The sequence below is a fragment of the Shinella curvata genome, assembly GCF_022899935.1.
Classification (GTDB): Bacteria; Pseudomonadota; Alphaproteobacteria; order Rhizobiales; family Rhizobiaceae; genus Shinella; species Shinella curvata.
In genome coordinates this window covers 278,031-291,628 of record NZ_JALJCJ010000004.1, presented here as the reverse complement: position 1 = coordinate 291,628, position 13,598 = coordinate 278,031, and the positions used below count along the sequence as shown (strand labels likewise).

At 62.4% G+C, this 13,598-nt stretch carries 15 protein-coding genes; 3 read left to right on the top strand and 12 right to left on the bottom strand.

The genetic code is table 11. The annotated features are described in order from the left end of the window. Nucleotides 1–42: 42 nt before the first annotated feature. Nucleotides 43–438, top strand: a complete 396-nt coding sequence (locus MUU55_RS16345) for a VOC family protein (RefSeq protein WP_244761812.1) — start codon at nt 43–45, stop codon at nt 436–438. Here the strand turns inward: MUU55_RS16345 and MUU55_RS16340 are convergent, their stop codons facing one another. The 8 genes from MUU55_RS16340 to MUU55_RS16300 all read right to left on the bottom strand — a co-directional run bounded on the left by MUU55_RS16340 (nt 439) and on the right by MUU55_RS16300 (nt 8,658). Then, nucleotides 439–1,338, bottom strand: coding sequence for a DMT family transporter (locus MUU55_RS16340; protein WP_244761811.1), 900 nt, complete (start codon nt 1,336–1,338; stop codon nt 439–441). Nucleotides 1,339–1,449: 111 nt separating this feature from the next. After that, the gene (locus MUU55_RS16335; protein WP_303276387.1) at nt 1,450–2,328 is read right to left on the bottom strand and encodes a DMT family transporter; all 879 of its coding nucleotides are present in this window, start codon (nt 2,326–2,328) and stop codon (nt 1,450–1,452) included. Nucleotides 2,329–2,477: 149 nt separating this feature from the next. Next, nucleotides 2,478–3,911, bottom strand: a complete 1,434-nt coding sequence (locus MUU55_RS16330; RefSeq protein WP_244761810.1) for an aldehyde dehydrogenase family protein — start codon at nt 3,909–3,911, stop codon at nt 2,478–2,480. A 12-nt stretch (nt 3,912–3,923) separates the two neighbouring features. Continuing rightward, nucleotides 3,924–4,652: an MBL fold metallo-hydrolase gene (locus MUU55_RS16325; protein ID WP_244761809.1), complete on the bottom strand. Its 729-nt coding sequence runs from the start codon at nt 4,650–4,652 to the stop codon at nt 3,924–3,926. Nucleotides 4,653–4,657: 5 nt separating this feature from the next. After that, nucleotides 4,658–5,743: an ABC transporter ATP-binding protein gene (locus tag MUU55_RS29380; protein ID WP_367892196.1), complete on the bottom strand. Its 1,086-nt coding sequence runs from the start codon at nt 5,741–5,743 to the stop codon at nt 4,658–4,660. After that, complete coding sequence (locus tag MUU55_RS16310; RefSeq protein WP_244761808.1) at nt 5,740–6,528, bottom strand: ABC transporter permease; 789 nt, start codon at nt 6,526–6,528, stop codon at nt 5,740–5,742. The genes MUU55_RS29380 and MUU55_RS16310 overlap by 4 nt, the downstream gene beginning before the upstream one ends. A gap of 2 nt (nt 6,529–6,530) precedes the next feature. Next, nucleotides 6,531–7,394 carry an ABC transporter permease gene (locus tag MUU55_RS16305; protein WP_244761807.1) on the bottom strand — a complete coding sequence of 288 codons (864 nt, stop codon included), beginning with the start codon at nt 7,392–7,394 and terminating at the stop codon, nt 6,531–6,533. A 187-nt stretch (nt 7,395–7,581) separates the two neighbouring features. Continuing rightward, a complete protein-coding gene (locus MUU55_RS16300; protein WP_244761806.1) occupies nt 7,582–8,658 on the bottom strand; it encodes a polyamine ABC transporter substrate-binding protein in 1,077 nt (358 codons plus the stop codon). Between the two features lie 130 nt (nt 8,659–8,788). On the opposite strand from MUU55_RS16300, the gene MUU55_RS16295 reads away from it, so the two are divergent. Then, nucleotides 8,789–9,415 (top strand): TetR/AcrR family transcriptional regulator, encoded by a 627-nt coding sequence (locus MUU55_RS16295; RefSeq protein ID WP_244761805.1) that lies wholly within the window; start codon nt 8,789–8,791, stop codon nt 9,413–9,415. A gap of 7 nt (nt 9,416–9,422) precedes the next feature. Next, nucleotides 9,423–9,815, top strand: coding sequence for a YybH family protein (locus MUU55_RS16290; protein ID WP_244761804.1), 393 nt, complete (start codon nt 9,423–9,425; stop codon nt 9,813–9,815). A gap of 50 nt (nt 9,816–9,865) precedes the next feature. Here the strand turns inward: MUU55_RS16290 and cueR are convergent, their stop codons facing one another. The 4 genes from cueR to MUU55_RS16270 form a co-directional block, all read right to left on the bottom strand. Then, on the bottom strand, nt 9,866–10,276 hold the full coding sequence (cueR, locus tag MUU55_RS16285) for a Cu(I)-responsive transcriptional regulator (RefSeq protein ID WP_244761803.1): 411 nt from the start codon (nt 10,274–10,276) through the stop codon (nt 9,866–9,868). Further along, nucleotides 10,273–12,762, bottom strand: a complete 2,490-nt coding sequence (locus MUU55_RS16280; RefSeq protein ID WP_244761802.1) for a heavy metal translocating P-type ATPase — start codon at nt 12,760–12,762, stop codon at nt 10,273–10,275. The genes cueR and MUU55_RS16280 overlap by 4 nt, the downstream gene beginning before the upstream one ends. 74 nt (nt 12,763–12,836) lie before the next feature. Further along, nucleotides 12,837–13,046 carry a heavy-metal-associated domain-containing protein gene (locus MUU55_RS16275; protein ID WP_244761801.1) on the bottom strand — a complete coding sequence of 70 codons (210 nt, stop codon included), beginning with the start codon at nt 13,044–13,046 and terminating at the stop codon, nt 12,837–12,839. 78 nt (nt 13,047–13,124) lie between these two features. Continuing rightward, nucleotides 13,125–13,592 (bottom strand): MarR family winged helix-turn-helix transcriptional regulator, encoded by a 468-nt coding sequence (locus MUU55_RS16270; RefSeq protein ID WP_244761800.1) that lies wholly within the window; start codon nt 13,590–13,592, stop codon nt 13,125–13,127. Nucleotides 13,593–13,598: the final 6 nt, after the last annotated feature.

Genomic DNA, 13,598 nt, shown 5'->3' with positions numbered 1-13,598 from the left:
ATGGGTTTCTTGGCTGCACGAAGCGAACCTGCGGAGAAAACCATGGCGAAATGCATCCATTCGATGATCCGCGTGCTCGAAGAGGCACGATCCGTCGATTTCTATCAGAAGGCATTTGGCCTTTCCGTTGCCGAACGGCTCGATTTCGAGACCTTCACGCTCGTCTATCTCAGCAACGCGGACAGCGAGTTCGAACTGGAACTGACGATCAACAAGGATCGCACCGAACCCTACCACCTGGGGGACGGCTACGGCCATTTCGCCGTTTCCGTGGACGATCTCGATGCCGAACATGCCCGCATCACGGGCCTTGGCCTCGCACCCGGCAAGATCATCGCATTCAACCGCGATGGCGGACTACTCGCCCGTTTCTTCTTCGTCACCGATCCGGACGGCTACAAGATCGAGGTCCTGCAGCGGCACGGTCGCTACAAATGATCAGCCGCGACGCTTGAGCTGCTGTTCGCGGAAGAAGATGAAGAGGCCGGAGGCGACGATAAAGCCGGCGCCGACCAGCATGGCCGGGCGCGGCGCATCGCCGAAGAACATCCACCCGAACAGAACCGCCCAGAGCAGCAGCGTATATTGCAGGGGTACGACGGTCGCGGCATCCGCGAGCTTCAGCGAGCGGTTGACCAGCATATGCGCGCTCATCGCCACGATGCCGAGCAAGCTCAGCAAGCCGAAATCCACGCTGCGTACCGGCGCCCAGCCCGCGGGATCGGCAAGGCACCAGATGCCGGAAAAGATCGCGGCACCCGCCACCTGCCAGAAGACCAGCGTCGTATCGGGGGCGGCGCGCAAGGATCGGCCGAGCACCATGGCGAAGCTGAAGGCAAGACTGCCGGCGATAGCGATCAAGGCGGGCAGCGTGAATGTATCCTTCGACGGTTCAAGGGCGATCACGACGCCGATGAAACCGACGAGAATCGCCGTCCAGCGCCGCCAGCCGACCTTTTCACCCAGCAGCAGCGGCGACATGGCCGCGACATAGATGGGTGCGGCAAGCCAATAGGTCATGGCATCGGCGAGCGGCATGTAGGCGACGGCGAAATAGAAGCCGGACGCTTCGAAGGCGAAGAGGAAAGACCGGAGGAGGTGCAGTTTCGGCCGCTCGACTTCCACGAGGCGACGAAAGCCGACGCGCCAGAAGAATGGCGCCAGCACAACGAGGGCCGCGATGCTGCGGATCAGCATCAACTGGCCGACCGAGTAAGTGGCAACCAGCCATTTGCCGAGCACGTCGTTCAGCGAGAACATGACCATGCCGAGCAGCATCAGCAGCACGCCGAGGCGCGCGGTGCCGGTGGCGGACGAGGGGGCGGCGATGTCGGTCATATCAGGCACTCGGGTCTCGGGAATGCTGCGGCTGTGACACATTCCGCACAAGCGATCCAGTCAGCAATTTTGATCGCTGCATCAAACGCAGTGCATTCATGTGTTCGGGCGTCAACCACGGCGCGCAACAAGGATGCCCGCCAGCACGATCAGGCCGCCCACGGCCTGCATCATGCCGAGCGGTTCCGACAACAGGATCCAGGCGAGAAGGGCGGCGACGACGGGCTGGAGCAGCAGCGTCAGCGCGGAGAAGGCGGTCGGCAGATAAGCGAGCGCATAGGTGAACAAGCCCTGGCCGCCGACATGGCTGATCAGCGCAAGGCCTATGACCATCGCCCAGCCGAACAGTGTCGAGGGCACCAGACCACCTTCGAAGACAAAGGCGATGGGCAGCATGCAGACGGCGGCGGAAACGGTCGTCCAGACGAGAATGCGCGGCGCGGAGAACCGCGCACGAACATGGCCGAGCGCCAGCATGTAGCAGGCGTAGAAAAAGGCGGCTGTGATGGCAGTCGCATCCCCCGCCAATTGCCCGCCGCCAATCGCCTGGGGACCTCCCTTCAGCACGACGATCCCGACGAGAGCGAGTGCAAGCCCGGCCAGAAAGATCGGCGTGATGCGGGCACGGAAGAACAGCCAGGAGCCCAGTGTCACGAAAACCGGCGCCAGATTGGCGAGCAGCGTCGCATTGGCAACCGATGTCATGTGCAGAGAGAGATGCCAGGCGACGAGGTCGATGGCGAGGAACACACCGGGCAGCAGCAGGAGGATGTAGTCTCGGAGGCCGGACGGCTGTTCGTCCGCCGGCTTTCCCAGACGGGACATCAGGAAAAATGGCAGGATGGCAAGCGAGACTCGCCAGAACGCCGTTGCCAGCGGGCCGACCTCGGAGAGCCGCACGAAGATGGGCGATCCACCGATGGCCATGCCTCCGAGAAGGAGGGCGGCAACGGCAAGGCGGGTCTGGGAGGAAGAGGCAGTCTGGGACACGAGGGCAGTCCGATCATCGCGAAAGCAGCGGGCTATCAGACCGCGCCGCCAGGAGCCAGATGGAGCCTGCTTATTTAATCGGAATTTTTTGGACATATGCGAAAGGCGGCACCGTCTCCGGCACCGCCTTCCAAGTCTGGGTTCAACGATTACGCCGCATCGGGGCGGTGAACCGTCTTCACTTCCAGGAAGTCCTCGAGGCCGAACATGCCGCCTTCGCGACCGTTGCCCGACTGCTTGTAGCCGCCGAAGGGACTGCCATAGCGGTGCGGACCACCGTTGATATGCACCATGCCGGCGCGCAGGCGAGCCGCAACGCGCTCTGCACGATCCGGGTTACCGGTCTGGAGGTAGGCCGCAAGGCCGTAGGCTGTGTCGTTGGCAATCGCGATGGCTTCCTCTTCCGTGTCGAAGGGAATGATAGCGAGAACCGGACCGAACACCTCTTCACGCGCGATACGCATCTCGTTGTTGACGTCGGCGAAGATCGTCGGCTTGACGAAGTAGCCGGTCTCGAACCCTTCGGGCTTACCGGGGCCGCCGACGAGAACACGCGCGCCCTCCGCCACACCCGCCTCGATCAGCGCCTGGACGCGGCCGAACTGGATGTGCGAGACGAGCGGGCCGATATGCGTGCCTTCTTCTTCCGGATTGCCGACGACGGCTTCCTTGCCGACGCGCTCGGCAATCGCGACCACCTTGTCATAGGCGGAGCGCTCGACGAGCATGCGGGTCGGCGCGTCGCAGGACTGGCCGGAATTGTTGAAGCATTCGCGCACGCTGCCTGCGACACGGTCTTCGAGATCCGCATCGGCGAAGACGAGGTTCGGCGACTTGCCGCCGAGTTCCAGCGTCACGCGCTTGACCGTCTCGGCCGCATCCTTGCTGACGGCGATGCCGGCGCGGGTGGAACCCGTGAAGGACATCATGTCGACGTCCTTGTGCTTGGAGAGCGTCGCGCCGCATTCGAGGCCGTCGCCGTTGACGAGGTTGAAAGTACCCGCCGGGAAGCCGGCCTCGTGCACCATCTCGGCATAGAGCATGGCGTTGAGCGGTGTGAATTCCGAAGGCTTCAGCACGCAGGTCGAGCCCGTGGCAAGCGCCGGCACGACCTTCAGCGCGATCTGGTTGATCGGCCAGTTCCACGGCGTGATGAGGCCGCAGACACCGATCGGCTCGCGGCGCACGACGTCGCCATTCGGCAGCACATCGCGGCTCTTCAGACGCTTCAGCGCGTCGATGAAGCCTTGGAGATGGCCGACGCCGACATCGGCCTGCTGCTCGGTGCTCATGGTGATGGGCGCGCCGAGTTCCAGCGTGATGGTGCGGGCCATCTCGTCATAGCGGCGCTTGTAGATGTCGAGCAGCTTTTCGAGCAAGGCAAGGCGCTCTTCGACGCTGGTCTGGCTATAGGTCGCAAAGGCCTTCTTGGCGGCGGCGACCGCGCGGTCGATATCGGCGGCCGTGCCCATGGTGATGACCGCGATCGGCTTTTCCGTCGCCGGGTTGATCACCGCGAGGTCATTAGCCTTCAGCGGATCGACCCACTGGCCGTCGATGTAGAATTTGCGCTTGTCGAGCATGCGTGTCTCCCGTCACTTCTGTTTTTCATCGAGCCAGCCCTTGATGAGCTGGCGGTAGCGTTCGCCGCTGAAACTCGGAAAATGGCCGCCATGCACCAACCGCACCGGCAGGGACATGAGCCGTTCCATCGAGGCGATGTAGTCTTTCCCATCGGAATGATAGGTATCCTCGATCAGCGGACCGTCGTAGACGATGTCGCCCGAGAACAGAATTTCGGATGCCTTCTCGTAGAGCGCAATACCCCCCGGGGAGTGGCCCGGCGTGTGTATGACCTCAAAATAGCGATCACCGAGATCGATCACATCGCCGTCTTCAAGGATGCGTGTCGCCGGTGCCCGCTTCACGGCATAACATTTCGAGCAATATGGTTCCGGCGGCAGGGCGTCGAAAATCTCGTCGGTGACATAGGGATCGGCCAGCGTGTTTTCCCGTGTCGGATAGGCGAGAAGATCAGCCTCGGCGGAATGCACGGCGCGGCATTCGAACTCGTGGTGGCAGCCGATATGATCGAAATGGGTGTGGCTGGCCACCGCGATCAGATCGCGCTCCGTCACCAGCGGCACCCATTGCGTGAGCGACACGACACCCATACCGCTATCGACCAGCATGTCGCGGTCGCGCCCGCGCACATGCCAGATGTTGCAGCGGTAGAATTCCTGGATATAGGGCTCGCAGATATAGGTCACGTCGTCGCCGAGACGACGCACGCTGTACCAATCCTCCGGGCGGATGCGCTGCATGACCCTTATACTCCCGCTCCGTCCTGAAGCACGACGATGCTATCCGCCTTCAGCCGAAGGTCAAGCTCGGCGCCGGCTTCAGGGTTGTCGGTCTGGGGAAGATGGGCCGTCAGGACCGTATCGCCCGCCGCGACATGGCAGCGGTGATGCGTGCCGAAGAAGGCGCTGCCGGTGATGCGGCCGCGACCGAGCGAGACGGTTGGCACGTCGGCGTTGGCGTTGCGGAAATGCTCCGGGCGAATGCAGAGCGTAACGTCCTTGCCGACCGCAGGCGAGCCTGAAACGAAGGCAGATGCGGGGAGAGCAACGCGGCCAAGCGTGGTTTCCACCTGGGCTTCGCTGCCGGAGGTGCCGCGCACCGTGGCCGGCAGGAAATTGGCCTCGCCCATGAAGCCGGCGGAGAAGAGCGAACGTGGGCGCATGTAGATCGAGGCAGGCGTGCCGACATCCTCAATGCGGCCTTTGTTCATGACGACGATACGGTCGGCGATAGCCATCGCCTCTTCCTGATCGTGCGTAACATGCACGAAGGTCGTGCCGACGCGCTTCTGGATCGCCTTCAGCTCATCCTGCATCTGCCGGCGCAGTTTCAGGTCGAGCGCGCCGAGCGGTTCGTCGAGCAGCAGCACATGTGGATCGACGGCAAGCGCGCGGGCGAGCGCCACGCGCTGCCGCTGGCCACCGGAAAGTTCATGCGGCTTCTTGGCCGAAGACGCCCTGAGGCCGACGAGATCGAGATAGGAAAAGGCCTTCTCGAAGCGCTCGGCCTTGCCCATGCCGCGCATCCTCAGACCGAAGCCGACATTGTCGCGCAGGCACATATGCGGGAAGAGAGCATAGTCCTGAAACATCGTCGTCGTGGGGCGCTTGGCCGGCGAGACATGAGTCATGTCCTCGCCGCCGATGGAAATGGTGCCCGAGGTCGGTTCGATGAAGCCGCCGAGGATGGAGAGCAGGGTGGTCTTTCCGCAGCCGGAGGGGCCGAGCAGCACGATGAACTCGCCGGCGGCGATATCGAGCGAAACATCGTCGAGCGCCCGGAACGAACCGAAGACCTTGGTGGCGTTGCGAATGGAAACGTCGGCGGTCATGAGGATTTCCCGGTTTTACGGAAGACGGTGAATTCCATCACGACAAGGAACGCGACGGAGATGAGGAAGACGACGCTGCCGATGGCATTGGTCTTGGGATCGAGGCCGGAGCGCAGCATGCTCCAGATTTCGACAGGCAGCGTCACGTCGAAGCGCGACAGCAGGAAGGCAACGATGAACTCATCCCAGCTGAAGGTGACGGAGAGGAAGAAGGCCGCGAGGATAGACGGCAGCAGCATGGGGGCCGTGACGAGCAGCATGACCTGCCAATCTTTCGCGCCGAGATCGCGCGCCGCGCGCTCGATATTCACCTGATGCCCACCCATCGAGGCATAGATGATGGCAAAGCAGAGCGGCAGGTTGATCACCACATGGCCGATGCCGACGGTGACCAGCGACAGGCGCATACCGGTAATGTTGAGAATGGAGAGCAGGCCAAGCCCGATGATCAGCGTGCTGACCGTCATCGGTGCGACGATCAGGCCCCGCAGCAGGCCGGAGGCCGGCAGTGTATAGCGGGCGAAGGCATAAGCCGCGAGGAAGCCGAGCACGCAGGCGACCGCAGAGGAGATCAGCGCGACCAGCAGCGAATTGCCGAGCGCGGCCATCAGCTTGCCGTCAGCAAAAATCGCCTCGTACCAGCGTAGCGTCAGCCCGTTCAGTGGCGGCACGGGCAGGGAGCCATCCTGGAAGGAGAACAGTACCAGCACGACGACAGGCAAGAAGATGAAAAGATAGATCAGGCCGGCGTAGAGCGTGACGAGGATGGTTGAAAGATGGCGCATGATCAGGTCCTCTCCATCTTCAGCCAGCGTGCGCAGGCGATATAGGCAAGCGTGACGACGACCATCAGCACCAGTGAAAGCGCAGCCGCCATCGGGAAATCCGCCCTTCGGCCGAGTTGCAGCATGATGACCTGCGGCAGCACCAGTTCATTGTTGCCGCCGAGGATCTGCGGCGTGATGTAGTCTCCGATGCACAGGACGAAAGTCAGGAAGGCGCCGACCATGATGCCGGGCAGCGTCAACGGCAGCACGACGAACCAGAAAGTCTGGAAAGCATTCGCCCCAAGGTCCGCCGCCGCGCGGCGATAATTCGGCGAAAGCTGGATGAGATTGGCATAGATCGTCAGCGTCAGCAGCATGACGAAGAAATGCACGAAGCCGATGACCGTGCCAGTACGGTTGGCCGAGAGTTCCAAGGGTTCGGCGATCACGCCAAGCCATAGCAGCGCCTGGTTGACCACGCCGCCCTTGGAAAGCACCAGCAGCCAGGAATAGGAGCGCACCACATAGGAGGTCCAGAACGGCAGGATCGCCATGATGAGCGCGAAACGCTGCCATTTCTTCGGCACGCGCTCGGCGATGATCCAGGCAAGCGGATAGGCGAGCAGGATGGAGATAACCGTCACCGTCGCCGTGATCTCCAGCGAGACGACGAGGCCCTTGAAGAAATGCGCCTTGCCGAAGAAGGCGATGTAGTTGTCGAGCGTCCAGGTCGCGACGATCTCGCGCCCCTGCCGCGTCCAGAAACTGATCGCCGCCATATAGGCGAAGGGCACGATGAAGAAGAACCCCGTCCAGAGCAGCGCCGGCAGGGCGAAGGCCCAGGCCTTGCGGCGCTCCATACGTTCGAGGGCAGTGGCAGCCATGAGGCAATCCTTAAACGTGAGTGCCGGGAGCGTGGATCCTCGGGTCAAGCCCGAGGATGACGAAAGAGGAGATGTGCGATGATAAAAGCAGCGGCAGTGCATGACAAATCGTTCGAGGAGGAGGCGCCAACACCTCCCCACCGTCATCCTCGGGCTTGACCCGAGGATCCACCCATCCGCACCAACCTTACTGCTGGAGCGTTTCCGTCCAGATGTCCTGCATCGCCGCATCCATATCGGCATCGGCGACCGGGTAAAGCTGCGAATTCTTTAGATACTCCGGCTGCTTGTCCCAGCGCAGCGCCGTCTTCTGCTGGTCGCTCAGGTGTTCGCCCGCCTTGGCATTGGCCGGCATCGCCCAGTAGCAGGAGGACGTCGCAAGCCGCGCCTGGCCCTCCGGGCTGACGATGTACTGCACGAATTTCAGCGCGAGATCCTGCTTTTCGCTGTCCTTGAAGACGCCGATCGACTGCGCCCAGCGCAGTGCACCCTGTTTGGGGATCGTCCAATCGAGGTTCGGCTTTTCCGCCGAAAGGCCGGCCGTCAGCCACTCGCCGCCGCCCACCACAATATCGACTTCGCCGGTCGCCAGCGCCGTCTGCGAGGCAACGACGTCACTTGCCTGGCGGGCGACCTTCTTCATTTCGAACAGCTTTTCCTTGATCGTCGGCAGATCGTCCAGCTTGAGGTCGGCGGTCTTCTTGCCGATGCCGACGGCCGTCAGGCCGACCATGGGAAGATAATAATCATAGAGCGCGATACGGCCCTTGTACTTGTCCGACCAGACGACGGAGAGGTCTTCCATATCCGCCGGATCGACCTTGGTCTTGTCGTAGGAAATCGTGTTGTAGCCGAACTTTTCCGTGACCGCGTAGACCTTTCCGTCCTTGGTCGTCGTCGCATCCATGCGGACTTCTGGGAAGAGGTCGTTCAGCGGCAGCTTGTCGGCCGGCATTTCGCCGAGAATGTCCATGTCGATGGCGCGCGGCACATCGACGGCGTCGATGACCAGCACGTCCCAATCACCGGGACGGGATTGCTCAATGATCGAGATCGCAGCGCCCGTGCCCTCATATTCCTTGAGATTGACCTTGACGTTGTTGGCCTTCTCAAAGGGCTCGACCAACGCCGGGTCGGTATGATCGCACCAGACGAGCGCATTCAGCTCGTCCTGCGCGCTGGCTGCGGCGGGTGCAAGCGTAAGCGCTGCTGCGGTGGCAAGAAGCATGCGGCGGGAGAGTCCGCCCAAAACGGTTTTCGTCATTTTCGTTCCCTCTGAGTGAAGGCTTTTGGCCTTGGCGAATGGCGTTCATCACGACGCCTTGAGAAAAAGATTGAACGAGTTCATTTTTTAAGTCAATCTCATTTTTGAGGAGATTCCAACGGAGGTTCTGATGGCCGGATTGCGCGCAAAACAGAAGGCGGACAAGACCCGCCGCATTCTCGAATCCGCGACAACGCTGTTTCGCGAGCAGGGCTATGACAGCGCTCGCATCGAGGATATCGCCGAAATGGCGGAAGTCTCCGTCGGAACGCTCTACAACTACTATCAGAACAAGGGGGATATCCTTGTAGCGACTGTCGCCATGGAAGTGACGGAAGTGCTGGAAGCAGGTACCCGCATCGTCGCCAACCCGCCTCTCAACGTCGCCGAGGCGCTGCGCACGCTGATCGAGCAATATTACGACCACTCGCTGTTCTACCTCTCCAAGGAAATGTGGCGCACGGCTATGGCCATCTCCATCCAGCAGCCGGAAACGCCGCTCTCCCGCCGCTATACGGAACTCGACAGTCAGCTCTGCGCACAGGTCGTGCAACTCGTACAAACGCTGCAGACCCGTGGCGTGGTGCATGCCAGCATCGACACGCAGGCCATGGGAGAAGTGTTCTTCAACAACCTCAATGCGATGTTCACGGAATTCTGCCGGGTGGACGCCATGCCGCTCGAGGACCTGAAGGCCCGCGTCAACGCGCAGCACGAGCCCATCGCCGCACTCATCAGCACCGTCAAGATCGTTTGAGGCCCGCATGACTGATATGGAATCCACCGTCCTTGCCGCCGCCGATGCATTGGTAGGCGCCTTCTCCCGGCATGATCGCAATGCCTACTTCGCAGCTTTCGCGCCGGAGGCGACCTTTCTCTTCCACAATCTCGATCACACGCTGAATGACCGTGCGGCCTATGAAGCGGTGTGGGCGCTTTGGGAGGAACAGGACGGTTTCCGCGTGCTGGCCTGCCGCTCGACGGATCGCAAGGTTCAGCTTGTGGGCGATGTCGCAATCTTCACTCATTCCGTCGAGACAGACGTTTCCGTCGGCGGCGAGACGGTGAAGAACAACGAGCGCGAAACCATCGTCTTTGCGCGAAATACCGCAGGTCGCTGGCTCGCGGTGCACGAGCATCTTTCTGCTAGCGCCTGATCCCGAGCGTTTCCGGCCGCAAAACCGCTTCGCAATCTTGCGGGGATGTTCTAGCAGCAACTGCCCTCGGCCTTGCCAGCTGCCAGTTGCTCTATGATCGGGCAATCCGGCCGGTCGTCACCGTGGCAGTGAGCGGAAAGGTGCTCCAGCGTGTGCACCATCTCCTGCAGTAGGCGCATCTTCTCCTTCATTTCATCGATATGGGCGCTGGCGATACGCTTGACGTCGCCCGAGGCGCGTGCCCGGTCCTGCCAGAGCGCCAGAAGGTCGCGGATCTGGACGATGGAGAAGCCGAGATCCCGCGATCGGCGGATGAAGGACAGCGTCGAGAGATCCTTCGGACCATAGGTGCGATAGCCCGCCCCGGTGCGGCCGGCCTCGCGGATAAGGCCGATCTGCTCGTAGTGACGGATCATCTTGGCGGTGACGCCCGTTGCGTTTGCTGCTTCGCCGATATTCATGCCCGGCCTCCTTTCTGGAACGGCAACTGGAAGCGCTTGAGGCGCAACGCATTCGAGATGACAAAGACGCTGGAAAGCGCCATGGCGCCCGCCGCAAGGGCCGGCGAAAGCTGGATGCCGAACGCCGGATAAAGGAGCCCGGCGGCGACGGGGATCAACGCGGCATTATAGCCGAAGGCCCAGAACAGGTTCTGCCGGATGTTGCGCATGGTCGCCCGGGACAGGGCGATCCCGATGGCCACACCCCGCATGTCGCCGGCCATGAGCACCACATCCGCGCTTTCGATGGCGACATCCGTGCCTGTGCCGATGGCGATGCCCGTATCGGCCGCGGCCAGCGCTGGCGCATCGTTGATGCCGTCACCGACGAAGGCGACTTTCTTCGCCCCGCCGGCAGACAGCGCCTTCACGGCCGCGACCTTGCCGTCCGGCAGCACCTCCGCCATGACCCGGTCGATACCGAGCGTGGCTGCGACAGCCTCGGCGGTGCGGCGGTTGTCGCCCGTGATCATCGCGACCTCGAGACCAAGTGCCTTCAGCGCGGCAACCGCATCCTTCGTCGTCGGTTTGACCGGATCCGTCACGGCAAAGAGGGCGGCCAGCCTGCTATCGATAGCCGCGTAGAGCGGCGAGGCGCCTTCAGCGGCCAACCGATCGGCGTCATCGGCAAACACCGCGACATCGAGGCCGATTGATCGCAGGAAGCCGACGGAGCCGACCGCGACCCTGCGGCCGCTAACAACCGCCGAAATGCCTTGGCCGGAAACGGCCGTGAAATCGCCGGCAGGGGGAACATCCATCCCCTCCGTGACTGCGGCCTCATGGATGGCCATGGCGATTGGGTGTTCGGAATGCACCTCGGCGGCGGCGACGAGGGACAGAACCTCATGGCGCGAAAACCCTTCTGCCGGCACGATCTCCGTCAGGGTGGGGTGGCCCAGGGTCAGCGTTCCGGTCTTGTCGACGGCAACGATGTCGGTTCGCTCCAGCGTCTGCAACGCTGTGCCCTGCCGGAAGAGCACACCGAGTTCGGCCGCCCGGCCCGTGCCCGTAATGATGGATGTCGGCGTCGCGAGACCCATGGCACAGGGGCAGGCGATGATGAGCACGGCGACGGCGTTGACCAGGGCATGGGCCAGAACCGGGCTCGGCCCAAAGGCGAGCCAGATGCCGAAGGTGAGGAGTGCAGCCCCCATTACGGCAGGCACGAACCATTGTGTGACGCGGTCGACCAGCGCCTGTATCGGCAGCTTCGCCGCCTGGGCGTCCTCAACCATGCGGATGATCTGGGACAACACCGTGTCGGCCCCGACGCGGGTGGCGCGGAAGGTCAGAGAACCCGTCGTGTTGACCGTACCGCCGGTGACCATGTCCCCAGCCGCACGCGCAACGGGCATGGGTTCACCCGTGATCATCGATTCGTCGACATAGGAACTGCCGTCCGTCACCTCACCATCGACGGGAACCTTCTCACCTGGCCGTACCAGCACCATATCGCCGGGAGCGACGCTTTCCAGCGGAACGTCTTCCACCTTGCCCTCGCGCAGGACACGCGCGGATTTCGCGCGCAACCCCGCCAGGTGCCGGATTGCTTCCCCGGTGCGCCCCTTGGCGCGGGCCTCGAGGAAGCGGCCGGCAAGGATAAGCGTGACGATGACGGCCGCAGCCTCGAAATAGACATTCGCAGTACCGCCCGGCAACAGTTCCGGCGCGAAGGTGGCGACCGTCGAAAAGCTCCAGGCAGCAAACGTGCCGATAACAACAAGCGAGTTCATGTCGGGTGCAAGGCGCAGCAGGCTCGGGATACCCTTGCGGAAAAAACGCAAGCCCGGCCCGGCGAGAACCAGCGTCGCCAGAAGGAACTGGATGATGCGGCTCGTCTGTATCCCAAGCATTTCATGGATGAAGTGGCCAAACGACGGGAAAGCATGCGCCCCCATCTCCATCACGAAGAGCGGTGCCGTCAGGACCGCCGCGATCGTGAGATCACGGCGCAGTTTTTTGACCTCCGCAGCCCGACGATCCTCCTCGACGGGTGCTACCTCCGTTTCGCGAATCGCCTTGTAACCGGCCCGTTCGACCGCCGCGGCAAAGTCGTCAAAGGAGGCGGCGCCTCGAAAGAAACGGACCCGGGCGCGCTCCTGCGCGAGGTTTGCGGCCGCATCCGTCACGCCCGGAATAGCCTTCAAGGCCTTCTCGACACGGCCGATGCAAGAAGCGCAGGTCATCCCTTCGACAGGAAATTCGAGCACCTCTTCCGCAACACCGTAACCCGCCTTGCGCACCGCCTCGGCCACGGCAACAGCATCTGGCGCGGCCGCGAAAGTCACATCGGCCTTCTCCGTCGCGAGGTTGACGGCAGCGCCGGATACCCCCGGCACCGCCTCAATCGCCTTTTCGACCCGGCGCACGCAGGACGCACAGGTCATGTCGGAGATGGAAAGCTTGATCGTTTGCCGAGCTTGCGGCGGCACGGTGGTGAGCATGGGGGCACCTTTCATCCTGTTTGGATAGATCGTGCACCTTCCCACCATGTCAAGGTCAAGCGGCCTTTTGTCCTTCAGTCCACAGCGACAGGTGTATAACCTTCCGCTTCGATAACGGAGGCGACGGCGGCGCGGTCACCGGCGTTGTCGATCGAGACGCGCTTGGCGGAAAGGTCGATTTCCACCTTCGCAGCCGGGTATGCGCCAAGCACGGCGCCGGTAATGGTCTTGGCGCAGTGGCCGCAGGTCATGTCCGATACGGTGAAGGAAAGCGTGGTGCTCATGGGCAGTCTCCTGATTTGCCCGGACATGCTGAAGCCTTCCCCCATGGCAAGGTCAAGCCCCGACGGCAAGGATCTCGCTCAACCGAAAAGACGAGCGAGAAGTGCCAGAAACTGCTCGCGGGCCGGTGTCCCTCCCAATCGCTCCAGGCATTCGGCCTCGAAATCAGCCTCGGCCCGCCGCGCGTCACTGAGGAGGTTTTGGCCTGACGCCGTCAGATAAAGCGCGTGGGAGCGGCGGTCGTTCGGAACACTGCGCCGCTCCGTCAGACATCGCCCTTCGAGATCGTTCATAAGCGACACGAAATTGGCCCGCTGAATCCCAAGGGTGGCCGCAATTTCAGATTGTTTGCGCCCGGGATTCTCCGCAATCAGCGCCAGCGCGCTGTATTCCGCAGGACGCAGGTTCACCGCTGAAAAATGGTGAAGGAACCGGTGCATGAACCGGCCGTGTGCCCGGCGGAGTTGATGCACCACGCTCTGGGAGACCGTGGAGGCAGCCAGCGCCTCGGGTGAAGTGGCATTGTAAGTTTCGCTTATCTTTTCCACGACTTG